At 72.1% G+C, this 24,462-nt stretch carries 21 protein-coding genes; 9 read left to right on the forward strand and 12 right to left on the reverse strand.

The window, feature by feature from the left end:
* The first annotated feature begins 372 nt into the window (after window positions 1-372).
* From JUB10_RS00315 to JUB10_RS00325, 3 genes are read left to right on the forward strand one after another with little or no spacing between them, the layout of a single operon-like run.
* Window positions 373-1,536 (forward strand): sensor histidine kinase, encoded by a 1,164-nt coding sequence (locus tag JUB10_RS00315; protein ID WP_207453196.1) that lies wholly within the window; start codon window positions 373-375, stop codon window positions 1,534-1,536.
* Entirely contained in the window at window positions 1,533-2,765 is a 1,233-nt protein-coding gene (locus JUB10_RS00320; RefSeq protein ID WP_207453198.1) for a hypothetical protein, read from the forward strand. The genes JUB10_RS00315 and JUB10_RS00320 overlap by 4 nt, the downstream gene beginning before the upstream one ends.
* Before the next feature lie 36 nt (window positions 2,766-2,801).
* The gene (locus JUB10_RS00325; RefSeq protein ID WP_207453200.1) at window positions 2,802-3,473 is read left to right on the forward strand and encodes a response regulator transcription factor; all 672 of its coding nucleotides are present in this window, start codon (window positions 2,802-2,804) and stop codon (window positions 3,471-3,473) included.
* A gap of 68 nt (window positions 3,474-3,541) precedes the next feature.
* On the opposite strand, the gene JUB10_RS00330 is transcribed toward JUB10_RS00325, so the two are convergent.
* The 5 genes from JUB10_RS00330 to JUB10_RS00350 form a co-directional block, all read right to left on the reverse strand.
* Window positions 3,542-4,057 (reverse strand): hypothetical protein, encoded by a 516-nt coding sequence (locus JUB10_RS00330; protein WP_207453203.1) that lies wholly within the window; start codon window positions 4,055-4,057, stop codon window positions 3,542-3,544.
* A 220-nt stretch (window positions 4,058-4,277) separates the two neighbouring features.
* The gene (locus JUB10_RS00335; RefSeq protein ID WP_207453205.1) at window positions 4,278-5,510 is read right to left on the reverse strand and encodes an MFS transporter; all 1,233 of its coding nucleotides are present in this window, start codon (window positions 5,508-5,510) and stop codon (window positions 4,278-4,280) included.
* Window positions 5,507-6,022 carry a GNAT family N-acetyltransferase gene (locus tag JUB10_RS14445; RefSeq protein WP_207453207.1) on the reverse strand — a complete coding sequence of 172 codons (516 nt, stop codon included), beginning with the start codon at window positions 6,020-6,022 and terminating at the stop codon, window positions 5,507-5,509. The genes JUB10_RS00335 and JUB10_RS14445 overlap by 4 nt, the downstream gene beginning before the upstream one ends.
* A 140-nt stretch (window positions 6,023-6,162) precedes the next feature.
* The gene (locus JUB10_RS00345; protein WP_207453209.1) at window positions 6,163-6,471 is read right to left on the reverse strand and encodes an MTH1187 family thiamine-binding protein; all 309 of its coding nucleotides are present in this window, start codon (window positions 6,469-6,471) and stop codon (window positions 6,163-6,165) included.
* Window positions 6,472-6,482: 11 nt separating this feature from the next.
* Complete coding sequence (locus tag JUB10_RS00350; RefSeq protein WP_207453217.1) at window positions 6,483-7,787, reverse strand: glycosyltransferase 87 family protein; 1,305 nt, start codon at window positions 7,785-7,787, stop codon at window positions 6,483-6,485.
* A 74-nt stretch (window positions 7,788-7,861) separates the two neighbouring features.
* On the opposite strand from JUB10_RS00350, the gene JUB10_RS00355 reads away from it, so the two are divergent.
* Genes JUB10_RS00355 through JUB10_RS00365 form a run of 3 tightly spaced genes read left to right on the forward strand, consistent with a single transcriptional unit; the run spans window position 7,862 to window position 10,391 of the window.
* Window positions 7,862-8,719 (forward strand): ABC transporter substrate-binding protein, encoded by an 858-nt coding sequence (locus JUB10_RS00355; protein WP_207453220.1) that lies wholly within the window; start codon window positions 7,862-7,864, stop codon window positions 8,717-8,719.
* Entirely contained in the window at window positions 8,719-9,606 is an 888-nt protein-coding gene (locus JUB10_RS00360) for an amino acid ABC transporter permease (protein ID WP_207453222.1), read from the forward strand. The genes JUB10_RS00355 and JUB10_RS00360 overlap by 1 nt, the downstream gene beginning before the upstream one ends.
* Window positions 9,603-10,391 carry an amino acid ABC transporter ATP-binding protein gene (locus tag JUB10_RS00365; protein ID WP_207453224.1) on the forward strand — a complete coding sequence of 263 codons (789 nt, stop codon included), beginning with the start codon at window positions 9,603-9,605 and terminating at the stop codon, window positions 10,389-10,391. The genes JUB10_RS00360 and JUB10_RS00365 overlap by 4 nt, the downstream gene beginning before the upstream one ends.
* 189 nt (window positions 10,392-10,580) lie before the next feature.
* Here the strand turns inward: JUB10_RS00365 and JUB10_RS00370 are convergent, their stop codons facing one another.
* Together JUB10_RS00370 and JUB10_RS00375 are read right to left on the reverse strand one after the other, a co-directional pair.
* A complete protein-coding gene (locus tag JUB10_RS00370) occupies window positions 10,581-11,399 on the reverse strand; it encodes an ADP-dependent NAD(P)H-hydrate dehydratase (RefSeq protein ID WP_207453226.1) in 819 nt (272 codons plus the stop codon).
* 41 nt (window positions 11,400-11,440) lie between these two features.
* Window positions 11,441-11,929, reverse strand: a complete 489-nt coding sequence (locus tag JUB10_RS00375) for an FBP domain-containing protein (protein ID WP_207453227.1) — start codon at window positions 11,927-11,929, stop codon at window positions 11,441-11,443.
* 269 nt (window positions 11,930-12,198) lie between these two features.
* On the opposite strand from JUB10_RS00375, the gene JUB10_RS00380 reads away from it, so the two are divergent.
* Window positions 12,199-12,816, forward strand: a complete 618-nt coding sequence (locus JUB10_RS00380; RefSeq protein ID WP_207453228.1) for an HAD family hydrolase — start codon at window positions 12,199-12,201, stop codon at window positions 12,814-12,816.
* Window positions 12,813-13,889 (forward strand): NADH:flavin oxidoreductase/NADH oxidase, encoded by a 1,077-nt coding sequence (locus JUB10_RS00385; protein ID WP_207453229.1) that lies wholly within the window; start codon window positions 12,813-12,815, stop codon window positions 13,887-13,889. The genes JUB10_RS00380 and JUB10_RS00385 overlap by 4 nt, the downstream gene beginning before the upstream one ends.
* Before the next feature lie 109 nt (window positions 13,890-13,998).
* Here JUB10_RS00385 and JUB10_RS00390 read toward each other — a convergent pair whose 3' ends face one another.
* The 5 genes from JUB10_RS00390 to guaB1 all read right to left on the reverse strand — a co-directional run bounded on the left by JUB10_RS00390 (window position 13,999) and on the right by guaB1 (window position 20,372).
* Window positions 13,999-15,336, reverse strand: a complete 1,338-nt coding sequence (locus tag JUB10_RS00390) for a hemolysin family protein (protein WP_307859023.1) — start codon at window positions 15,334-15,336, stop codon at window positions 13,999-14,001.
* A 161-nt stretch (window positions 15,337-15,497) separates the two neighbouring features.
* The gene (locus tag JUB10_RS00395; protein ID WP_207453230.1) at window positions 15,498-16,535 is read right to left on the reverse strand and encodes a hemolysin family protein; all 1,038 of its coding nucleotides are present in this window, start codon (window positions 16,533-16,535) and stop codon (window positions 15,498-15,500) included.
* Window positions 16,532-17,854, reverse strand: a complete 1,323-nt coding sequence (locus JUB10_RS00400) for a hemolysin family protein (RefSeq protein ID WP_207453231.1) — start codon at window positions 17,852-17,854, stop codon at window positions 16,532-16,534. Before JUB10_RS00400 ends, JUB10_RS00395 begins: the two co-directional genes overlap by 4 nt.
* 81 nt (window positions 17,855-17,935) lie before the next feature.
* Window positions 17,936-18,904, reverse strand: coding sequence for an NAD-dependent epimerase/dehydratase family protein (locus JUB10_RS00405; protein WP_207453232.1), 969 nt, complete (start codon window positions 18,902-18,904; stop codon window positions 17,936-17,938).
* A gap of 22 nt (window positions 18,905-18,926) precedes the next feature.
* Entirely contained in the window at window positions 18,927-20,372 is a 1,446-nt protein-coding gene (guaB1, locus tag JUB10_RS00410; RefSeq protein WP_207453233.1) for a GMP reductase, read from the reverse strand.
* A gap of 137 nt (window positions 20,373-20,509) precedes the next feature.
* Between guaB1 and JUB10_RS00415 the strand changes: the two genes are divergently transcribed.
* Window positions 20,510-24,460, forward strand: coding sequence for a multifunctional oxoglutarate decarboxylase/oxoglutarate dehydrogenase thiamine pyrophosphate-binding subunit/dihydrolipoyllysine-residue succinyltransferase subunit (locus JUB10_RS00415; protein ID WP_207453235.1), 3,951 nt, complete (start codon window positions 20,510-20,512; stop codon window positions 24,458-24,460).
* The last annotated feature ends 2 nt before the right edge of the window (window positions 24,461-24,462 follow it).

Here is a 24,462-nt window from a genome sequence, read left to right on the forward strand (position 1 = left end):
CAGCCCTGACGTGCGCACTTCTGGTCTGGGCGCGCAGCAGTTGCTGCGCACTCCGACAAGAGCTGCGCACGTCGAGCCGAGGGCCGAAGACGCGGGGCGGGACGGCGCAGCCGCGATGACGCGGGTTGCCGCGGTCGGATCGAAGGCCACAGGCAACGCGCGCCCGCGCCCACAGGGCAGCGGCCGCATCCGGCAACACGCTTCCCCACAATCCGGAGGCCCACGGATTGGCCGTTCGCGCAGGTCCGAGGAGCCCTCGATGTGCGTGTGTGAAGCGGAGAGAAACGATTCATCACGACCCGCCCGTCGAAGTAGGCCGCTCGCTGACCGTATGGCACCATTACGCGCGACGTACCCCGGCCCCGAGGATCCATGGACCTGATCACCAAAGAGCGCAATCGGCTGCTGTACCGATCCGCGCGCCTGATCGGTCTCATCGGCATCGGGCTCGCCGCCGTCGAGCTCTCGCTGCCCGGCATCCTGCCGCTCACGACGCTGCTCTACGCCCTGCTCGGGCTCGCCGCCGCGGCCGCCGCGCTCGTGCGCGCCGCAAGCAAGACCTCACTGTGGTGGTTCGTCGGCTACATCGCGGCGGGCCTCGCCGTGCTGGTGCTCATCGCGACGCCGGTCGGCGGCGATGCCTCCCCCGCGCGGTCCATCGCGCTCACGACGCTCGCCGCCGGCGGCATCGCGCCCTCCGCCCTCGTGCTGCTGCAGTCGATGCGCGGCATCGTGCTGCTCTTCCCGACCGCCGCGGCGACGATCATCTTCGTCGGCATCGCCGGCCTGCCCTCGAACCGCATCTCGACGAGCGGGCTCATCGCCCTCGGCTGGCTGCTCTCCGCGCTCGCGGGCTACTGGCTCGCGTCGAGCGTGCCGCGGGCCGTGCGCCGCATCTACTCGATCGGCCGCGCTCACCGGGCCGAGCGGGCCGCGAGCGAGGTCGAGGCCCAGCGCCGGCAGTCCGCCCGCCTCCTGCACGACACCGTGCTCGCGACGCTGACCCTGCTCGCGCACTCCGGCGTCGGGGTCAACGCGCAGGCGCTCCGCCAGCAGGCCGGCGACGACGCGCGCCTGCTCCGCCAGCTGCGGCTCGGCGCGACGCCGACGCCCCAGGCGAGCGGGCAGTACAACCTCGAGGCGACCCAGGACTCCCCGCTCGGCCACACCCTCGAGAGCGTCAAGCAGCGCTTCGGGCGGATGGGCCTCGAGGTCTCATGGCACGGCCGCGGGCAGGTGCTGCTGCCGAGCGACGTGCTCGACTCCTTCCTGCTCGCGCTCGCGGAGTGCCTGGAGAACGTCCGCCGGCACTCAGGCGTCGGCGAGGCGCACGTGACGATCACCGACGACGAGACGATGGTGCGCGCGATGATCACCGACTCCGGCGTCGGCTTCGACGTCGCCGAGATCGGCGACGGCCGCCTCGGCTTCCGCGACTCGGTCGTCGGGCGCCTCAAGGAGGTTGGCGGCAACGCGCGCGTCTTCTCCTCCCCCGGTGCCGGCACGACGGTCGTGCTGGAGGTGCCGCGCGGATGAGCGAGAGCACTATCGGCGCCGTCCTCGACGCGCGCCGCCCGGAGGGGCACCGCCGGGTTTCCCGCATCGTCAGCATCGCGACGGCGCAGGGTACGAGCCTCGGCAGTCGGTACATCGGCGTCGGGGCCACGGTCATCGCGGGCGTGCAGATCCTCGCCGGGATGGTCTCCTCCGCCGCCAGGGCCCCCATCTACGACGACCCCAGCCTGATCTTCGGGGCGTGGCTGCTGCTGATCGCGGCCGTCGTGACATCCGTCGTCGCGATCTCGGTCGTCGGCCAGCGGCTGCCGCTCTGGAGTTACCTGCTCTACTGCGCCGCGCTCGCCGTGGTCGTGGCGCTCGACTTCGCCGCCGTCTGGCACACGGGCGACCTCGGCGGCGCCACCACCGCGGCCGTCTCCGCGGGGTTCGCGCTGCTCGTCTGGCTCACCGTGCGGCGCGGCCGCGCGATCCTCGCCGCGGCGGCCGTGCTCGGCGTCGCCTTCGTCGTCGCGATCGTGCTCACGGTGCCGCTCACCGAGGTGCAGCGGATCCCCGCGCAGCTCACCGGCCTCGCGCTCGCCGTGGCCCCGCCCGTCGTCGGCGTCTTCGTACTGCACGGCTACCGGCGCATGGTGCAGGTCGAGCTCGACCGGGTGCTCGTGCAGTCGACGACGTCGTCGCCGCGCTTCGCCGTCGGCATGCACGCCTCGGAGGAGCTCGCCCGGCTCGACCTCGCCGCCGAGCGGCTGCTCGAGGGCGTCGCGGCCAACAGCACTCCGCTCCCCCTGCCTCAGCACCTCGCGAGCGAGGCCGCGTCGCTCGCGACCGAGCTGCGCCTGCACCTCATCGAGGGGCGGCGTGAGACGTGGCTGTACCACGCGATCTCCGAGTCGGTGCGGCTCGGCGAGGCCGTCACGCTGCGCGACCCCGGCAGCCTCGCCGGGCTCCTCGACGCCAACCAGCGCGACGGGCTGCTGTCGGCGCTCTGGCTGCTCGTGGCCGACAAGCCCCGCGGCCGCCGCACCGCCGTCGTCACGCTCGGGCCCATCGCGGCGTCGGCCGCCGCGGCATCCGGCAGGACCGTGACGATCCCGATCTCCATCTCGACGACGGGCGTGCCGCGCAACGCGATCGACCCCGCCATCTGGGGCGCCCTGCGCGCCGTCGGGCAGTGCCGCACGTCGATCGAGAAGGCCAGCCTGCGTGTCGATCTCCAGGTGACGGTCGACAACCCCGCCGACAAGTAACATCACGCCGACCACCGCACAGAAGAGGTACCGCCCATGAGCAACACGGACGAGCCCATCCGCCTCGCCCTCGTCGACGACCACCGGATGCTCCTCGGAGCGCTCACGGAGTGGATCCGGGGCGCCGCGAGCGACATCAAGCTCGTCGCCGCGGTGACGACGTGGCCCGAGCTGCTGACGCACCCCGAGTTCCCCGTCGACGTCGTGCTGCTCGACCTCGATCTCAAGGACAACATCCCCGTCTCGCTCAAGATCTCGACGCTCAAGACGACCGGCGTCAAGACCGTGCTGATGAGCACCTACTCCGAGCCGAACGTCGTGCGCGAAGCCCTCGCCGCGGGCGCCCTCGGTTACCTCGTCAAGAGCGAGGACGCGGAGATGATCGTCGAGGCGATCCGTGCCGCGTCGCAGGGCGAGTCGTACATCTCGGCCGAGCTCGATCTCGCGATCAACGGCGGCGACGTCGGCGGCGTGCCGAAGCTCAGCGCCCAGGAGCGCCGCGTCATGGCGCTCTACGGCGGTGGCGAGCCGGTGAAGTCGGTCGCCTTCCAGCTCGGCATCTCCGAGGAGACGGCGAAGAGCTACCTCAAGCGCATCCGCGAGAAGTACCGCGTCGCGGGCTACGACGTCGGCACGAAGGTCGCGCTGCGGAAGCGCGCGATCCAGGACGGCATCCTGCTGCAGACGGACATGCCCCGTCAGCTCTAGCAAGCCTTGAAGCGCGAAGCGGGCGGTGACCGATCGGTCGCCGCCCGCTTCTGCGTTTTCCGGATGCCTCAGTCCGCGGCGCCCCGCGGAGGGTTCAGCGCCAGCTCGACGCGCTCCTCGAGGTAGCGGCGGAAGGGCACGAGCCCGCCGGCGGGACTCCAGCGCACCTTGACGCCCTCGTCGTCGAGCGTGATGACCCCCGGCGACGTGCGGAGTCCCGGGTCGAGCGCGACCTCGCGCGCCTCGAAGTTGACCGCCTCGCCCTCGGGGTAGGCGTGCAGGGCGGCGACGCGGTACTCGCGCCGCTGCTCTCCGGAGATCGACTGGAAGTTCGGGTGCCCCGACGGCAGCGCCCTGGTGTGCCCGCCCGCCACGAAGAGGCGGCCGTTCTCGTCGATCAGCAGCACGCCGAGGCGCCAGACCCGCCCGAGCGGTCGCATCGTCGCCGAGCGCCGCACGAGCAGCACGCGGCGCTCTGGCACGAACTCGGCGAGGGCCTCGTCGCGCACCCCGCTCTCGCGCAGTCTCGCCACGGTCTCGGTCAGGGCTGCTCGGGCATCCGCCAGTGCTGTCTCGTCCGACATGTCCGCCAGCTTCGCAGCCGGAGCGGAGGAAGAGCCGGAAATCCCTCGGGCGCCGGCGCTGAGGCGACGGAGTGCCCGGCCCCGCTTCCAGGGCGCGAAGCAGCGTTTCCGGCGGCGCGGGCGTCACCGACGGTGCGCCGAGCGCCAGCGGTGTCAGGTCACGACCGTGTTCCCGCAGCGGGGCGTCAGGCGCCGCCGGTGTTCCCGCGACGCGGGGGCGTCAGACGGCGACGGGCTCCTCGACGGCGGCCGCGGGCGTCGCGCGTCGCTCGACCAGGAAGCTGACGAGGGCGAAGATCACACCGGGCACGAGCAGCGCGAGGCCGACGAACGCGGGCGACAGGTAGCCGAGACCGCTCGCGATCGCCGCGCCGCCGAGCGCCGCGCCGAGGCTGTTGCCGAGGTTGAGCGACGCGTGGTTGGTCGCCGCGGCGAGGGTCTGGCTGTCGCCGGCCACGTCGAGCAGGCGCAGCTGGATGCACGGGGCCAGGGCCCCGGCGGTCGCGCCGACGAGGAACAGCGACACGGCGAGCCCGACGGGGTTGCCCGCGAGCAGGATGAGCGTGACGAGCGCGGCGGCGAACGCACCGAAGAACACGAACACCGAGCCCATGACGTTCCGGTCGCCGGCGCGGCCGCCGACGATGTTGCCGACGGTCATGCCGAGGCCCGCGGCGACGAGGAAGATCGGCACGAAGGGGGCGCCGACCCTGGCGACATCCGTCACCATCGGCGCGACGTAGGTGTACACGGCGAACAGGCCGCCGAAACCGATCGAGCCGACGAGCAGGGTCAGCCAGACCTGACCGCGGCGGAACGCCCGCAGCTCGCGCCCGATCGTCGAGGTGCGGTCGCCCTCCTGCCACGGCACCGTGAGGGCGATCGCGGCGAAGGCGAACGCGAAGATCGCGGCGACGACGAGGTACGCCGAGCGCCAGCCCGCGGTCTGCCCGAGCAAGGTGACGAGCGGCACGCCGACGACGTTCGCGATCGTGAGACCGCTGAGCACGAGGGCGATGCCCTGACCGCGCTTGCCCTGCCCCATGAGCGACGCGGCGACGAGCGACGCGATGCCGAAGTACCCGCCGTGCGCGAGGGCGGCGACGAACCGCGCGACGAGCACGGTCTCGAACGTCGGCAGCAGGGCGGATGCCACGGAGCCGAGCGTGAACGCGGCGGCGAACCAGAGCAGCATGACCTTGCGCGGCCAGCGGGCGGCGACGAGCCCGATCGTGGGGGCGCCGACGACGACGCCGAGCGCGTACGCGGAGACGAGGAGCCCGGCCTGGGCCTCGGCGGCCTCGCGGTCCGCGGCGTAGAGCGCGGGCAGCAGGTCGCGCGCGAGCTCCGGGAGCAGACCCATCGCGACGAACTCGGTGGTGCCGATGCCGAAGCCGCCGATGGCGAGCGCCAACAGGGCGAGCCGCACGCGGCCCTGGGAGAGGGATGTCAAGACGGGCGAACCATTCTGATCTCGGGGATGTCGGACAGCTCACCGTCGAGCATCTTGCGGTCGCCGTCGGGGGCGAAGCCGTGTTTAGCGTAGAACGCCTGCGCCCTCGCGTTTTGTTCCAGCGTCCAGAGATACGCCGGTCCGTCGCCGATCGCGGCCGCCATCAGCGCGCCGCCGAGCCCCGTGCCCCACATCTCGGCACGGGTGTAGAGCGCGTAGAGCTCGACGGGCGCGGGCGCGTCGTCGTCACGCGGGAGACCCGCGATCGCGAACCCGACGTGCCGCCCCTCGACGAGCCCCGCGAGGAAGCGGTTCTCTCCCCGGCGGATGTGCCCCGTCCAGCGCTCCACGCTCGCCGCCCGCTGGTTGTCGAGGCTCGAGAGGAACCAGGCCGGGATGATGTCGAGGTACGCCTCCCGCCACGAGCGGATCCGCACGTCGACGAGCCCCGCGGCGTCCTCCGGCACGGCCTCGCGCACCTCGAAGGCGCGGGTCCGCTGGATCGACGTCACGATTCCCCTCCTCCTCCGAGCGTCCCCGGCGGAGGCGGGAAGGTCAACCGAGCGGATGCCGGGTTGCGCTAATCGGACGAGGGTGCGGCGTGTCGGCCCGCTGCGGCCTCAGGGCGCGGCTGCCTCCGGCGCCGGACGCGTCACTCGCCCTCGGCGAGCAGCCGCTCGACGCGCTCGATCTTGCCGTCGAGCTCCCCCGTGTGGCCCGGGCGGTAGTCGGCCTTGAGCACGAGCGACACCCGGGGCGAGGAGGCGGCGACGGCCTCGGTCGCGGCCTTGACGACGGCCATGACCTCGTCCCACTCCCCCTCGAGCTCCGTGAACATCGAGGTCGTGCGGTTCGGCAGTCCGGACTCCCGCACGATGCGGATCGCCTCGGCGACCGCCCGGCCGACCGAACCGTCGGCGTCGGCGGTTCCGGACGGCGCGACCGAGAACGCTACGAGCATGGGATTTCCTCCTAGTCGGTGGACCGCGCCCCGACGGGCAGCGGATCGGCGAGCCAGTCGCGCGCGGCGTCATCCGCGTGCCCCGGCGCCTCCCGCCACACTCTCACGACGGATGCCACGGCCACGACGAGGATCACGAGGTACAGGGCGTTGCGGATGCTGATCGCCCACAGCATCGCGGGCCAGAGCCCGAGCAGGTAGCCGTACAGCTCGGGGTAGACGACCTGCGTCAGCGCCCCGGTGAGCGCGACGAGCACCGCGGGCACGACGAACGGCCGCCCGCGTCCGCTCGCGCGCACGGCGAGCCCGAAGACGACCGGCACGATGAACCACGAGGCGAACTGCGGCGAGCCCACCTTGTTGAAGACGAGCATCGCCGCGACGAGCGCGAGCGAGAGCGAGGGCAGCAGGTCGGCCGGATGCGCGCCGCGCAGCGTCGCGAGCAGTCCGAGCATCAGCAGCGCGACGAGCACGAGCGCGATGAGCGGCGTCGTGAGGTCGGAGACCAGCGTGACGCCCTCGCCCGACACCTGCCACGTCAGCAGCTCGCGGTCGTAGTACACCGTGGTGCCGGCCTCGCCGCCGTGCGCGCGCCACAGCCAGAACGTCGCGATCGGCGCCTCGACCTGCAGGCCGCGGGAGGCCTGCTGAGTGAGGAAGCTCGCGACGTTCCAGCCGCTGCCGAGCACGAGGGCGACGACCACGACGAGCGCGCTGAACCCGCCGGCGGCCAGGACGAGCGGCATCCGCTGGCGCGCCGCGACGACGACCGCGGCCACGAGGGCGGCGGGCCAGACCTTACTCCAGGCGCCCAGCGTGAGCAGCACCACAGCGACCCGGGGACGGGACGCGAGGAAGAGCATCCCGACGAGGGCGATCGGCACCGTGATCGCGTCGATCCGCCCCATCGCGATCGGCCCGAGCAGCACGAGGTAGACGGTCCAGAACCACGCGGCGGCCACGTTCTGCCGGCGCCGCCCCCAGCCGGTCAGCACCGCGAACGCCGCGCAGTCGAGCAGCAGCACGAGGCTCAGCCAGGTGGCGCTGTACAGCTCTCCGCCGAAGAGGTGGGCGAGGAACATCGGCACGAGGGCGACGATCGGGTACACGAACGGCGCGTCGACCCCGACGAGATGGCCGCGGGCGAGCGCGTTCTCGACCCAGAAGCGGTAGACGCCCTCGACGTCCCCGAGGGGCTGCGCGTTCGAGGTGAGGTTCAGCCAACCGAGCCAGAGGTGCGCGAGCACGAACGCGCTCCACAGCAGCACCGGGTTGCCGGCGACGCGCAGGATGCCGCGTCCACCCGCCTCCGCCATGCCCGCCAGCGTAACGGCGGTAACAAAGCGCAACCGTCACACGCCCGAAACAGCGGCGACGCCAAGATATGGCCATGCACCGCACGTCGCTGAGATCCGCCGCCGCCCTCTCCGCCTCCGCCGTCGCGCTCCTCGCGCTCACCGCCTGCGCGCCCTCGAACGACACCTCCGCCGCGTCATCGTCGGGCGACGACAGCGGCACCGTCTCCCCCGGCGTGCTCACGATCGCGACCGGCGAGCCCGCCTACTACCCGTGGGTGCTCGACGACGCCCCCGAGTCGGGCGAGGGCTTCGAGGCCGCCGTGGCCTACGCCGTGGCCGAGGAGCTCGGCTACTCGGAGGACGAGGTCGAGTGGGTGCGCACGACCTTCGACGCCGCGATCGCGCCGGGCCCGAAGGACTTCGACTTCAACCTGCAGCAGTTCTCGATCACCGACGAGCGCCGCGAGTTCGTCGACTTCTCCTCGCCGTACTACACGACGACCCAGGCCGTCATCACGACCGAGGACTCGGCGGCCGCGGATGCCTCCTCGCTCGCCGACCTCAAGGACTTCCGCATCGGCGCCCAGACCGGCACCACGAGCTTCACCGCGATCGAGCAGATCATCCAGCCGAACGAGGCGCCCGCCGTCTACAACGACAACGACGCGGCCAAGCTCGCGCTGCAGTCCGGCGAGATCGACGCGCTCGTCGTCGACCTGCCCACCGCGTTCTACCTCACCGGCGTCGAGATCGACGGCGGCGTCATCCTCGGGCAGCTCCCGCCCGCCGAGGGCACCGAGGGCGACTCCTTCGGGCTCGTGCTCGCCAAGGACAGCCCCCTCACCGAGGACGTCACCGCCGCCGTCGACGCGCTCCGCGAGGACGGCACCCTCAACGCCCTCGCCGAGGAGTGGCTCGCCGAGGCGACGGAGACCCCGGTCCTGCAGTAGTGACCGCTCCATCCCAGGCCGGCGCTACGGTCGCGCCCGAGGCGTGGGCGCCGAGCGCCCTCGAACTCGAGCGCCGCACCTTCCGGCGCCAGCAGGCCACGCGCAGCGTCCTCGTGGCGGCGGCGAGCACGATCGTGCTCGCCGCCGTCGCGGTCGTCGTGCTCGTCAACACCCCCGGATGGCCGCGCGTGCAGGCATCCTTCTTCGACCTGGGCACGGCGGCCGACGCATTCCCGCGCGTGATCGAGGGCCTGTGGCTCAACCTGCGGGTGCTCGTCGTCGCCGCGATCTCCGTGCTCGTCGTCGGGATCGTGCTCGCGGCCCTGCGCACGCTGCGCTCGCCGGTGTTCTTCCCCCTGCGCGCCCTCGCGGCGCTCTACACCGACCTGTTCCGCGGGGTTCCGCTCATCATCGTGCTGTTCCTCGTCGGCTTCGGCGTGCCGGGGCTCGACCTCGGCATCCCGCGGATGCCGCCGGAGTTCTGGGGCACGATCGCGATCGTGCTCGTGTACTCCGCCTACGTGTCGGAGGTGTTCCGCGCGGGCCTCGACGCCGTGCATCCGTCGCAGCGCCTCGCCGCCCGCTCGCTCGGCCTCAGCCAGGCGAAGACGCTGCGGCTCGTGCTGCTGCCGCAGGCCGTGCGCAAGGTCACGCCCGCGCTCATGAACGACTTCGTCGCGATGCAGAAGGACGTCGGACTCGTGTCGGTGCTCGGCGCGGTCGACGCGGTGCGCGCGGCGCAGATCGAGACGGCATCCGCGTTCAACTTCACGCCTTACGTGCTCGCGGGGGTGCTGTTCGTGCTGCTCGCGCTGCCGATGATCCGGCTCACCGACTGGTACACCGCCCGCATGCGCGAGCGCGAGCAGGCGGGGTCGATCGTATGAGGCTCTTCCGCAAGCCCGCTCCCCCGGTGTTCGACCACCCCGCGGGAGCACCCGTCGTGCGCCTCGAGGGCGTGCGCAAGTCGTTCGGCGAGCGGAAGGTGCTGCGCGGCATCGACCTCGAGGTCGGCGAGCACGAGGTCGTCGCGCTCATCGGCGCGAGCGGCTCCGGCAAGTCGACGCTGCTGCGCACGATCAACCTGCTCGAGCGCATCGACGACGGGCGCATCCTGCTGCGCGGCACCGACATCAGCGACCCGCGCATCGACGCGGATGCCGTGCGTGCCCGCATCGGCGTCGTGTTCCAGGCGTTCAACCTGTTCCCGCACCTCAGCGTGCTCGACAACGTGACGCTCGCGAGCCGCTCCGTGCTCGGCGTCGACCGGGCCGCCGCCGAGCAGCGCGGGCTCGCGCTGCTCGAGCGCGTGGGGCTCGGCGGTCACGCGCGTGCGTTCCCCGACCGGCTCTCCGGCGGCCAGCAGCAGCGCGCCGCGATCGCGCGCGCAATCGCGACGAACCCCGAGCTGCTGCTGCTCGACGAGGTCACGAGCGCCCTCGACCCGGAGCTCGTCGGCGAGGTGCTCGAGCTCGTCAAGGAGCTCTCCGCGGACGGCGTCACGATCGTCATGGCGACACACGAGATGGCGTTCGCCCGCGACGTCGCCGACCGGGTGGTGTTCCTCGACCAGGGTCGCATCCTCGAGCAGGGACCGCCCGAGCGCCTCTTCGGCGACCCCGAGCAGGAGCGCACCCGCGAGTTCCTCTCGCGCTTCCGCGGCGGTCTCTAGCGCCCGCCGGCCGTCCCGCGCCGGTCGAGTAGCGGCGCACTGGTCCCGCGCCGGTCGAATCGCGGCGCAGCCGCGTGTCGAGACCCTCGCGCCGCCGCCGGCCGCCACCCGAGAAGCGGAACTTTCCCTCCGACAAGCCGACCCACCACGGCGTGTCGTCCGGGACCTCCGCACCCGTGCACCGCGGCGCTACCCCCGCAGCAGCTCCGCGATCACCCCGGGCACCGCCGCCGCGAGGTCGAGCACCGTGAGCGGCCCACCCCCGCTCGCACGCTCGCCCGCGAGCGAATGCAGCACGGAGGCCGCCGCCGCGAGGTGCGCGAGCCCGCCGGGGTCTGTCGCGCGCTGCGCGTTCGTGGCGACGAGCGCCCCGAGGATGCCCGCGAGCGCGTCCCCGGTGCCCGCGGTCGCGAGCCAACCGACGTGGCTCTCGCAGACGAGCCGGGTGCCGTCGGGCGACGCGACGTGCGTCCGCGCCCCCTTGAGCAGCACGGTGACCCCGAGGGAGTCGGCCGCGCGGGCCGCGCTGCCCGCGGCATCCGCCTCGACGTCCGCCGGGTCCTGACCGGTGAGCCGGGCGAGCTCGCGGTAGTGCGGGGTGATGACGACGGGCGCCACGGCGCCGTCGAGGAGGTCGAGGCTGCCCGAGTCGGCGACGACGGGGAGCTCGCCGGCGAAGGCATCCGTCATGTACTTCGTCGACGGCTCGTCGCGGGTTTCGGGGTCGACGCCGGAGCCGAGCAGCCACGCCTGCACCCGCCCGGGGGCGGTGACGATCTCGGGGCGGCGGTGCAGCACGAAGTCGGCGGCCCGCCCCGGGCCGAGGTAGCGGAGCATGCCGACGCCCGTGCGCAGCGCCGCCTCGACGCCGAGCACGGCGGCGCCCGGGTACATCGCCGAGCCGGTCACGACGCCGAGCACCCCGCGCCGGTACTTGTCGTCGGAGGCGCGGGGCACGACGATCCACGCGGCGACGTGCGAGCGGTCGAACGGGGTGAAGTCGTCCACGTTCCCGAGACTAGTTCGCCCCGTTCTCCCGCCGTCCGGACTCAGCCGCGGCGCACGTCGTCCGCGAAGCTCGCGGCGCGCAGCCGCAGCGCCGCCATCCGCTCCCGACGCGCCGCCTCGACGTCGAAGCCGAGATAGGCGACGGGCGGGAGCTTCCGCACGTTCGCCGAGCACTCGAAGCCGCTGCAGACGAGCGTGCCGACGGTGTTGCCGTTGCGGCCCGCCGCGCCCGCCCGCTTGGCCGCGTAGAAGACGACGTCGTTCGGCAGCGTGATGTCCTGACACCACGAGCACTGGGCACGGGTGCGCGGCTTCACCTCGGCCTGCCGCAGCAGGATGCCGACGGGTTCGCCGTCGACGGGCACGACCGCGTAAGCGCGGCGGGCGCGCTTCGGGTCGACCCAGCCGAGGTAGTCGAGCTGCTCCCAGTCGAGGGCGTCGAAGTCGGAGGGCAGGGTGAGGTCGCTGAGTTCCTTGCGCGAGGCGTTGACGAAGCTCGCGCGGATGAGCTGATCGGTCAGGGGAAGCATGAGGTGTCGATTCCGTGAGGGCGCGCGGAAGCGCGCGGATGAGTCGTTCGTCCAGGGGCCGGCCGAAGGCACGGCGAACCGCCGCCGCCGGCGACGAGAGCGCGCGGCGACGGGAGAGGCGACTACCTGATGCCGGCGGACGAGCCGCCGACGACCTCCTCACGCCCGACGGGCGCCGAGGACGAACGGGGAACGATCACCGCGACAGGCTACTCCCCCACCGCCCTCGCACCGGAGGAGCGTCCACCTCGCCCCGCTACGGTGGCACCGTGACGCTGCGCATCCCCGACCGTGTCGTGCTGTTCGACTTCGGGGAGGTGATCTCGCTCGAACCCTCCGCCGAGACGCGGGCCGCCCTCGTCCGCCTCGCCGGCGTTCCGGCCGAGCCGTTCTGGGCCGCCTACTGGGCGCTCCGCGACGACCTCGACCGCGGGGTGCTCTCGACGACCGAGTACTGGACCGCGATCGCCGAGCGCACCGGGGCCGACTGGCCGGCCGCCCGGCTCCAGGAGCTCTACGTCGCCGACTTCACGAGCTGGATCGCCGTCAACCCGCAGGTGCTCGAACTCATCGACGAACTCTCGCGCGGCGGCACTCGGCTGGCGCTGCTCTCGAACGCGGGCTTCGACTACGGCGACCACTTCCGCTTCTCCCCGCTCGGCCGCTACTTCGAGCGCATCTTCGTCAGCGCCGAGATGGGGCGGCTGAAGCCCGAGGCCGACATCTACGAGGCCGTCGTCGCCGATCTCGGAATGGATGCCGCGCAGGTGGTGTTCATCGACAACCGTGAGGTCAACATCGACGGCGCCCGCGCCGTCGGCATGACCGGACACGTGTTCCGCGGAGCCGACGAGCTCCGCGCCTTCCTCGAGGAGCTCTCTTCATGACCGGACTGTTCGACGAACTGACCCTGCGCGGCACGACCTTCCGCAACCGCCTGTGGATCGCCCCGATGTGCCAGTACTCCGTGGAGCGCCAGGACGGCGTGCCGACGCCGTGGCACCACGTGCACCTCGGCGGGCTCGCCCGCGGGGGCTCGGGACTCGTGATCGCGGAGGCCACCGCGGTCGTGCCCGAGGGGCGCATCACCCCGCAGGACACCGGCATCTGGACGGACCAGCAGCGCGACGCGTGGAAGCCGATCGTCGACACGATCCACACCATGGGTGCCGCCGCCGGCATCCAGCTCGCCCACGCCGGCCGCAAGGCGTCGACGTACCGTCCGTGGTCGCCGCACCGGGGCACGGTGCCCGCTGAGGAGGGCGGCTGGACCCCGGTCGCGCCGAGCGCGGTCGCCTTCACCGGCTACGCCGAGCCGAGGGCGCTTGATGCCGCGGAGCTGCCCGCCGTCGTCGAGGCGTTCGTCGCCGCGGCGCGCCGCAGCCTCGAGGCGGGCTTCGACGTGCTCGAGATCCACGCCGCCCACGGCTACCTGCTGCACCAGTTCCTCTCGCCGCTGTCGAATCACCGCGAGGACGCCTACGGGGGCTCGCTCGAGAACCGGGCCCGGCTGCTGCTCGAGATCACCCGCGCGGTGCGGGCGGAGATCGGCCAGGAGCATCCGCTGTTCGTGCGGTTCTCGGCGACGGACTGGGCCGAGGACGGCTGGAGCGTCGAGGACACCGCGACCGTGTCGCAGTGGGTGACGGATGCCGGCGCGGACTTCATCGACGTGTCGAGCGGCGGCCTCGTGGCGGGCGTGCGCATCCCCACCGGCCCCGGCTACCAGGTCGAGTTCGCGACCCGCGTGCGTGAGCTCGGGGGCGTGCAGACCTCGGCCGTCGGCCTCATCACCGAGGCGCAGCAGGCGGACGAGATCGTGCGGTCCGGCCGGGCGGACGCCGTGATGGTCGCCCGCGAGGCGCTGCGCGACCCGCACGTGGCGCTGCGCTGGGCGCACGAGCTCGGTGTCGACGTGGGCTACGTGCCGCGCCAGTACGAGCGCGCCATGTGGGTCTGACCGGGCTCCACCCGCCCGCCTGGACCGGCAGGGATCATGAGCCGCGCGGGCGGCACGCCGCCCCGCTCCGGCGCGTCGCGCCGTCGCTCATGATCCCCGCCGGTTCCTGCTAGTCCGCGTCGGGCGCCGACACGTCGGCCTCGCGCGGCTCGAAGCGCACGCGCTCCACGCGGTAGCCGTCCATGGCCGCGACGATCAGCACGCCGCCGTCCACCTCGACCCGGTCGCCCGTCGTCGGGATGCGCTCGAGCGTCGTCTGGATGAACCCCGCGACGGTCTCGTAGTCGCCGTCGGGCAGCGGCACTCCCCCGTGGTCGGCGAAGTCCTCGAGCACCGTGGCGCCGTCGATTTCGAGGGGCCCGCCGCTCGCGGCATCCGTCTGCTCGTCGTCGTCGTACTCGTCGCGGATCTGGCCGACGACGTCCTCGACGAGGTCCTCGAGCGTGGCGATGCCGGCGGTGCCGCCGTACTCGTCGATGACGACCGCGAGCTGGGCGCCGATGCGCCGCATCTCGCCGAGCGTCGACAGGATCGAGCGGGTGTCGGGCAGCACGAGCACCTCGCGGGTGACCGCGCGCAGCGGCGCACCCGTGTTCTCGGGCGCGTGCAGCAGCAGGTCGCGCAGGTGCACGAACCCGACGACGTCGTCGGCGGACGCGCCGATGACGGGGTACCGGGTGTGGCCCTGCTCGAGCGCCTTGCGCGTCGCCTCGCCGACGGTGAGGTCCGCCTCGAGGAAGGCGACCTCGTGCCGCGGACGCATCGACTCGCGGAGCGTGCGCTCGCGGGCGTCGAAGACGTCGGAGAGGATGCTCTTCGCCTCGGCGTCGAGCTCGTCGTGCTCGACCACGAGGTCGCGCAGCTCCTCCTCGCTCATCGACTCGCTGCGGGCGTGCGGGTCGCCGCCGAGGAGCCGGACGAGCGCGTTCGTGCTGACCGACAGCAGCCAAATCACGGGCCGCATGAGCGTCGCGAACCTGTCGAGCGGCGGGGCGACGGCGAGCGAGAAGCCCTCCGCGCGCTGCAGCGCGAGCCGCTTGGGCACGAGCTCGCCGAGCACGAGCGAGAGGTAGCTGATGAGCAGCGTCATCACGATGAGCGCCGCCGTGCCCGCGGCCGTCTCCGAGAGCCCCAGCCGCTGCAGGTAGGGCGCGACGTCGGGGGCGATCGTCGACGCACCGTACGCGGCGGAGAAGAAGCCGGCGAAGGTGACGCCGATCTGCACGGCGGAGAGGAAGCGGTTCGGGTCACGGCCGAGCGCCGCGACCTTGGCACCGCGTGAGCCGCGTCGTTCGAGGGCGTTCAGCTGCGACTCGCGCAGCGACACGAGCGCGATCTCCGTGGCGGCGAAGACTCCGCCGACGAGCACGAAGACGACGACGAGGGCGATGTTGAGCCAGGTCTCCTGATCGATCACCGTGCCCTCCAGGAGACGAGGCGGGGGCACGGCGAGGGTCTATGACAGTCGTCCATGCCCATCATTCTTCCGGGACGACGCTGAGCGGATGCCGCCAGTGCGGCACTCACGCGCCCGCTTCCTGTGCACGGCGCGGCGGACGCCGTCAGTGCGACGCCCAGGAGGCGCGCACCGACGGCATCCGCTCCCGGCTAGCGGCGCCTCGTGGCGTCCTGCACCTCGCCGACGAGCTCCTCGATGATGTCCTCGAGGAAGAGCACGCCGGTCGTGCGGCCGTTCTCGTCGAACGCGCGCGCGAGGTGCACGCCGACGCGGCGCATCGTCGCGAGGGCGTCCTCGAGCTCGGTGCCGCGGAAGATCGAGATGAGCTGGCGGATGCGCTTGGGGGGCACCGGCTCGTCGAACTCGTCCTCGCGCAGGTCGATGACGTCCTTCAGGTGCAGGTAGCCCGTGGGCTCTCCGTCGTCGTCCACGAGCACGTAGCGGGAGTAGCCGTGCTGGGCGACGGCGCGCTCGACGTCCGACGGCGTCGCCGCTTCCGACAGCGTGACGAGCGGCCCGAGCGGGATCGCGACGTCGTCGACCGTCTTGGTCGTGAACTCGAACGCGTTGCCGAGCGTGCCGGTGGTGTCGGTGAGCATGCCCTCGCGGGTCGACGCCCGCACGATCGTCTGCACCTCCTCGACGGTGAACGCGCTCGTCGCCTCGTCCTTCGGCTCGACGCCGAACAGCCGCACGACCGCGTTCGCGAGCCAGTTGAGGGAGCCGATGATCGGGCGGAACACCCGGCCGAAGCCGACGAGCGGCGGGGCGAGGATCAGCACCGCGCGGTCGGGCACCGAGAACGAGAGGTTCTTCGGCACCATCTCGCCGAGCACGACGTGCAGGAACGTCACGAGCACGAGAGCGATGACGAACGCCACCGTGTCGGCGGCCGCGTCGGGCAGCCCGATCAGGTGCAGAGGGCCCTCGAGCAGGTGGTGGATCGCCGGCTCGGAGACGTTGAGGATGAGCAGCGAGCAGACGGTGATGCCGAGCTGCGACGCGGCGAGCATGAGCGTCGCGTGCTCCATCGCCCAGAGCGCGGTCTTGGCGGCGCGGCCGCCGGCCTCCGCCTTCGGCTCGATCTGCGAGCGGCGGGCCGAGATCACGGCGAACTCGGCGCCGACGAAGAACGCGTTGCCGGCGAGCAGGATCACGAGCCAGAGGATGCCGAACCAGTCGTTCATCGCTGCACCTCCTCGGCATCCGCCTCGACGGGGTCCGGCGTGTAGCGGATGCGGTCGATGCGGCGCCCCTCGAGGCGCTCGACGCGGAAGGTGCCGCCGTCGATGCGCACGGTGTCGCCGACCTTGGGCAGGCGGCCGAGCTCGGACATGAGGAAGCCGCCGATCGTCTCGTAGGGGCCGTCCTCCGGCACGGTCACGCCGGCGCGGTCGAGCAGCTCGTCGGGACGGAGCAGGCCGGGGAAGGTCAGCCAGCCGCGCGAGCGCACGACGCCGACGCGGGAGCGGTCGTGCTCGTCGGAGACCTCGCCGACGAGTTCCTCGACGAGGTCCTCGAGGGTCGCGACGCCGGCGGTGCCGCCGTACTCGTCGAGCACGACGGCCATCTGGTAGCCGCGGCCGCGGAGCTCGCCGAGCAGGCTGTCGAGCCCCATCGTCTCGGGCACGCGCAGCGCCTCGGACTGCAGGGCGCCCGCGGGCACCTCGGCGCGGCGCTCGCGCGGAACGGCGACGGCCTGCTTGACGTGCACGAGTCCGACGACGTCGTCGATGCCGTCGTCGGTCACGGGGAAGCGGGAGAACCCGGTCGTGCGGGCGAGCTCGATGATGCGGTCGGCGGGCTCGTCGCGGGCGACGCTGACGACGCGTGGGCGCGGGGTCATCACGTCGCTCGCGGTGAGGTCGCCGAACGCGAGCGCGCGGGCCAGCAGCGTCGCGGTGTCGCTCGGCAGGGCACCCTCTTGCGCGCTGCGGCGCACGAGCGAGGTGAGCTCGTCGGCGGTGCGCGCGGAGGAGAGCTCCTCCTTAGGCTCGATGCCGATCGCCCGCAGCAGCACGTTGGCGCTGCCGTTGAGCAGCGCGACGAACGGCCGGAACACGGTCGTGAAGAGCACCTGGAACGGCACGACGAGCTTCGCCGTCTGCCGCGGGATCGCGAGCGCGAAGTTCTTGGGCACGAGCTCGCCGAGGATCATCGACACGAGGGTCGCGATGGCGACGGCGAGGATCGGCGACACGACGGCGATGACGCCCTCGGGCACCCCCGCTGCGGCGAGCGGTGGCCGGAGGAAGCTCGTGAGCGCGGGCTCGAGCGTGTACCCGGCGAGCAGCGTCGTGAGGGTGATGCCGAGTTGCGCGCTCGAAAGGTGCGTCGAGGTGATCTTGAGCGCGCCGATAACGGTGCCGAGGCGGCGTTCGCCGCGCTCCTGACGCGCCTCGAGGTCTGCGCGGTCGAGGTTGACGAGGGCGAATTCACTCGCCACGAAGAGACCGGTGCCCACGCTCAGCACGACACCGACCAGCAACAGGATCAGTTCGTACACGCGGGCGCCGTACTAGAAGGAGGGTCGTCCATTGTCAGGCGAGTATAGAGCCAGCCCCTCGCGCTTTCTCCCGAGTCGTCCTCAGAGCGAGGCGAGCACGGCGAGCTCCTCCTGCCGCCGGAGGCCCGAGCGGCGCTCCCGATCGAGCCCGCGCCGGCGCTCGTCGTCGAGCGTGCGTTCGAGCGTCGGGCGGATGTCCCGCGGCGAGCCTCCCGCGGCGAGGAACCGGCGGATGTCGCGCTGGGCGAAGCCCTCCATGCCGGCCGGCAGCCAGAGCGGCAGCGAGCGCGGCCCGGCCCAGGGCTGCACCTCCGCAGCCTCGAGCTGCTCGTCGGTGGCCTCCCGCAGCCGGCCGCTGAACCCGGCCACGTCGGCCGCGACCCGGAGCACCCCCTGCAGCGGCAGGACGGGCCCGGTGGCGTTGACGACGGCGGCGAGGCCTGCCGCGCCGCCCAGCACGAGGAACGCGGCGAGATCCTCCACGTCGATGACCTGGGCGGTGCGGCCCGCGAGCGTCGGGGCGAGCACGTCTTCGGAGCCGGCGAGCGCCATCCGTCCCACCCAGTAGCCGAAGCGGTCGCTCCGGTCGCCGGGCCCCACGATGAGTCCGGCGCGTGCGACGAGGAGCCGGTCGCCGAGCGCCGCGGCGGAGGCCCGCTCGGCGGCGACCTTGGCGTGGCCGTAGTCCTCGAGGTCTGTGCCGGGCAGCAGCTCGGCCGACTCGTCCGCGCCGGGCTCGTCGGAACGGGCGTAGACGGAGATGCTCGACACGAGCGTCCAGTGCGCGGCCCGGGCGGCGAGCGCGTCGAGCGCTCCGGTCACGAGCGGCGCCTCCCAGGCGACCTCGACGACCTCGTCCCACTCGGAGCGCGAGACCTCGTCGTACGCGCCGGGCTCGAGCCGGTCCACCCGGACGAGGTTCGCCCCCGGCGGGACCTCGCCCGACAGGCCGCGCGCGAGACAGGTCACGTCGGCGCCGCGGGCGACCCATTGCCGGGCCACCTCGCCGCCGAGCCACGACGTGCCGCCGAGGACGAGGACCCGCGTCACCGCGATCGCCCGCCCGCGGGGCTCACCACGAGACCGGGAGGGCCTTGCCCTCCTCGTAGCCCGAGGCGCTCTGCAGCCCGACGAGGGCACGCTGGAAAAACTCCGTGAGGTTCGACGCGCCTGCGTAGGTGAACGAGCTGCGGACGCCCGACGTGATCATGTCGACGAGGTCCTCGACGCTCGGCCGCAGCGGGTCGAGGTAGATCTTCGACGACGAGATCCCCTCGGCGAAGAGCTCCTTTCGCGCGAGCTCGTAGGGGTCGAGCCGCCCGAAGCGCTCGTGAACCGCCTTGGTCGAGGCCATGCCCCAGCTCTGCTTGAACAGTCGGCCCGAGTCATCCGTCTCGAGCGTTCCCGGCGCCTCGATCGTGCCGGCGAACCAGCTGCCGATCATGACGCTCGACGCGCCGGCGGCGAGGGCGAGGGCGACGTCGCGCGGGTAGCGCACTCCCCCGTCGGCCCAGACGTGGGCACCGAGCTCGCGAGCCGCCTCGGCGGTCTCGAGCACCGCGGAGAACTGGGGGCGCCCGACCGCGGTCATCATGCGCGTCGTGCACATCGCGCCGGGGCCGACGCCGACCTTGATGATCTGCGCGCCCGCGCGGACGAGGTCGCGCACGGCGTCGCCGGTCACGACGTTGCCCGCCACGATCGGGATCGGCAGCTTCAGCTGCGCGACGGCGTGGATCGCCTTGAGCATGCCCTCCTGGTGGCCGTGCGCCGTGTCGAGCACGAGCACGTCGACGCCCGCGGCGGCGAGCGCCTTGGCCTTGCCGGCGACGTCGCCGTTGATGCCGACGGCGGCGGCGACGCGGAGGCGGCCGGATGCATCGAGGGCGGGCTTGTAGAGGGTGGAGCGGAGCGCGCTCGTGCGGCTCAGCGTGCCGACGAGGTGGCCGTGCCGGAGCACGGGCGCGAAGTCGAGGTCGGCCGCGACGAGGAGGTCGAAGGCGGCACGCGGCGAGGTGATGTCCTCGGCGTCGATCGAGGCGAGCCGCCCGTGCAGCAGGTCGCCGAGCCTGGCGTCGGGCAGCGCCGTGCCGAGCCGCGAGGCGACGATGCAGCCGAGGTACTCCCCCGACTTCTCGCGCAGCACGATGCCGTGACCCTTCACGGCCGGGACCGCGCGGAGGGCCTCGGCGACCGTGGCATCCGGCGACAGCTCGAAGGGCGTGTCGAAGGCGACGGGCTGCTCCTTGACCCAGCGGATCGCGGCGTCGAGCTGCTGCAGCGGCATGTCCTGCGGGAGCACGCCGAGACCGCCCCGGCGGGCGAGCGTCGCGGCGAGCCGCGGGCCAGTGACGGAGTTCATGTTCGCGGCCACGATCGGGATCTGCGCGCCCGTGCCGTCGGTCGTCGCGAGCGAGACGTCGAGGCGGCTCGTGACGTTGGATCGGCTCGGCACGAGGAACACGTCGGAGTACGTCAGATCGTGCGTCGCCTGGGCCACGTGGTCGTAGAAGCGCATGGGATCAGGGTAGGCCCGCAGGTCTGCGCAGAGGGGTGTGGGAGGTCGGCGAGCGCTTGCCATCTCCCTTAAGCTTGATGAGGCGATGCCAGCGGAGGCTCGCCAGGCGCGATTGATGTGAGAGTGGGCGGTCGGCTGTGTCTAGCCAAGTGACCGGGCTCGTCCCCGAGGGTGGCGCCCCGGGCGAGTTCGGTGCCAACGAATGGCTCGTCGAGGAACTGTACGAGCAGTACCTCCGGGACAAGAACTCGGTGGACCAATCGTGGTGGCCGGTGCTGGAGAGCTACCACGCGCACAAGCAGGGCGGCCAGGCTTCGCCGGCGAACGGGCAGCAGGCTCCGTCGCCGAACGGACAGCAGGCCCCGTCGAACGGGCAGGCCGAGCAGAGCGCCCCTGAGGGTGCCGTCGGCACCACGGTGCCCGCGACCGCTCCCGCCGACTCGCAGCCGGGCGGCGCCCGCCCCGTCGAGGAGGCGCCCGTGCAGGAGGTCGACGAGTCCTCCGCGGCTGCCGGTGGCCACGGCCCGAGCGAGCACGCCGTGGGCGCCGAGCCGCAGATCCCCGCCGAGGTGACCACCACCGGCGGCGGCGACGTGAAGCCGCACCAGGCTCCCGGCCAGCCGGTGGCGCGCACCACGAGCGTGCAGCCCAAGCCGCAGCCGATCCCCGCGGAGGCGCCGCGGTCGGATGCCGGTCAGCAGGCGCCCGAGGGCGAGGACGTCGTCACCCCGCTGCGCGGCATGTCGAAGACGCTCGCGAGCAATATGGACGCGAGCCTCACGGTGCCGACCGCGACGAGCGTGCGCACCATCCCCGCGAAGCTGATGATCGACAACCGCATCGTCATCAACAACCACCTCAAGCGCACGCGCGGCGGCAAGGTCTCCTTCACGCACCTCATCGCCTGGGCGATGGTGCAGACGCTCAAGGAGTTCCCGAGCCAGAACGTCTACTACGACGAGCGCGACGGCAAGCCCGTCGTCGTCAATCCCGCGCACATCAACCTCGGCATCGCGATCGACCTGCCCAAGCCGGACGGCACCCGTTCGCTGCTCGTGCCCTCGATCAAGCGCACCGAGACGATGACCTTCGCGGAGTTCGTCTCCGCCTACGAGGACCTCGTCAAGAAGGCCCGCAGCAACAAGCTCACGGCGGGCGACTTCGCCGGCACGACGATCTCGCTGACCAACCCCGGCGGCCTCGGCACGGTGCACTCGGTGCCGCGTCTGATGAAAGGGCAGGGCTCGATCATCGGCGCCGGTGCCCTCGAGTACCCGGCCGAGTTCCAGGGCGCCGCCGAGCACACGCTCATCGAGCTCGGCATCGGCAAGACCATCACGCTGACGTCGACCTACGACCACCGCGTCATCCAGGGCGCCGGCTCCGGCGAGTTCCTCAAGAAGGTGCACGAGCTGCTCATCGGGCAGCGCGACTTCTACGAGGACATCTTCTCGGCGCTGCGCATCCCCTACGAGCCGATCCGCTGGGGCACCGACGTTCACGTCGACCTCGCCGACGCGATCAACAAGACCGCTCGCGTGCACGAGCTCATCAACTCCTACCGGGTGCGCGGCCACCTCATGGCCGACGTCGACCCGCTGGAGTACGTGCAGCGCTCGCACCCCGACCTCGACATCGCGTCGCACGGACTCACCTTCTGGGACCTCGACCGCGAGTTCGTGACCGCCGGCTTCGGCGGGCGTCGCCAGATGAAGCTGCGCGACATCCTCGGCGTGCTCCGCGACTCGTACTGCCGCACCGTCGGTGTGGAGTACATGCACATCCAGGACCCGAAGCAGCGCAAGTGGATGCAGGAGCACCTCGAGGTGCCCTACAGCAAGCCCACGAAGGACGAGCAGCTGCGCATCCTCGGCCGCCTCAACGAGGCCGAGGCGTTCGAGACGTTCCTGCAGACCAAGTACGTCGGCCAGAAGCGCTTCAGCCTGGAGGGCGGCGAGTCGACGATCGCGCTGCTCGACGCGGTGCTGCAGGGCGCCGCGGATGCCGGGCTGAGCGAGGTCGCGATCGGCATGGCCCACCGCGGCCGCCTGAACGTGCTCGCCAACATCGCCGGCAAGACGTACGGGCAGATCTTCCGCGAGTTCGAGGGCACGCAGGACCCGCGCACCGTGCAGGGCTCCGGTGACGTGAAGTACCACCTCGGCACCGAGGGCACCTTCACGAGCGCCAGCGGCAAGCAGATGCCGGTGTACCTCGCCGCGAACCCGTCGCACCTCGAGGCCGTCGACGGCGTGCTCGAGGGCATCGTGCGCGCGAAGCAGGACCGCCAGCCGATCGGCTCGTTCAACGTGCTGCCGATCCTCCTGCACGGCGACGCGGCCATGGCCGGTCAGGGCATCGTGCTCGAGACGATGCAGCTCTCGCAGCTGCGCGGCTACCGCACGGGCGGCACGATCCACGTCGTCGTCAACAACCAGGTCGGCTTCACCACGCCTCCGGGCGAGGGCCGCAGCTCGGTCTACTCGACCGACGTGGCGAAGACCGTCCAGGCGCCGATCTTCCACGTGAACGGCGACGACCCCGAGGCCGTCGTCCGCGTCGCGGAGCTCGCGTTCGCGTACCGCCAGGAGTTCAAGCGCGACGTCGTCATCGACCTCATCTGCTACCGCCGCCGCGGACACAACGAGGGCGACGACCCGTCGATGACGCAGCCGCTGATGTACAACCTCATCGAGGCCAAGCGCAGCGTCCGCACCCTGTACACCGAGGCCCTCGTCGGTCGCGGTGACATCACCGAGGAGGAGCACGAGGCCGCGCACCGCGACTTCCAGGACCGCCTCGAGCGCGCTTTCGCCGAGACGCACGCCGCGCAGACCGGCTCGATGCCGATCGTCACGCAGGACGGCAACTCGCCGAGCGACCTCGAGCGCCCCGGCTCGCAGCGCGACGACGCCGCGGGCGAGCCGGAGTCGACCGGTGTCGAGCGCTCCGTCATCGAGAAGATCGGTGACGCGCACGAGAACATCCCGGCCGGTTTCACGGTGCACACGAAGCTCAAGGCGCTGCTGAAGAAGCGGGTCGACATGAGCCGCAACGGCGGCATCGACTGGGCCTTCGGCGAGCTCCTCGCCTTCGGGTCGCTGCTGCTCGAGAACACCCCGGTGCGCCTCTCCGGTCAGGACAGCCGCCGCGGCACCTTCGTGCAGCGTCACGCCGTGCTGCACGACCGCGAGAACGGCCAGGAATGGCTGCCGCTGGCGAACCTCAGCGACAACCAGGGCCGCCTTTGGATCTACGACTCGCTGCTCAGCGAGTACGCAGTGATGGGCTTCGAGTACGGCTACTCGGTCGAGCGGGCCGACGCGCTCGTGCTGTGGGAGGCGCAGTTCGGCGACTTCGCCAACGGCGCGCAGATCGTCATCGACGAGTTCATCTCCAGCGCCGAGCAGAAGTGGGGCCAGCGCTCGAGCGTCGTGCTGCTGCTCCCCCACGGTTACGAGGGCCAGGGACCGGACCACTCGTCCGCCCGCATCGAGCGCTACCTGCAGCTCGCGGCCGAGGAGAACATGACGATCGCGCGTCCGTCGACGCCGGCGTCGTACTTCCACCTGCTGCGCCGCCAGGCCTACGCCCGGCCCCGCCGCCCGCTCGTCGTCTTCACCCCGAAGGCGATGCTCCGCCTGCGCGGTGCGACGAGCGACGTCGAGGAGTTCACGACCGGGCGCTTCGAGCCCGTGCTCGACGACCGCACCATCACCGACCCGTCGGCGGTGAAGCGCGTCGTGCTGCACTCCGGCAAGATCCACTACGACCTGCTGACGGAGCGTGAGAAGCGTGGCGCCCAGCAGGACATCGCCCTCGTGCGCCTCGAGCAGTACCACCCGCTGCCCGTCGAGGAGCTCAAGGCGGTGCTCGCCCGCTACCCGCAGGCCGAGCTCGTGTGGACGCAGGAGGAGCCGGAGAACCAGGGCGCCTGGCCGTTCATCTGCTTCAACCTGCCGAAGCACCTCGACGGTCGCCAGCTCGGAGTGTCGTCTCGCCCCGCGTCGGCGTCGCCCGCGGCCGGGTCGACCAAGCGCAGCGCGCAGGAGCAGACGGCCCTGATCGACAAGGCCCTGTCGCTCTAGTC

Source organism: Desertivibrio insolitus (assembly GCF_017355965.1).
In the GTDB taxonomy this organism is placed as follows: Bacteria; Actinomycetota; Actinomycetes; order Actinomycetales; family Microbacteriaceae; genus JAFIQW01.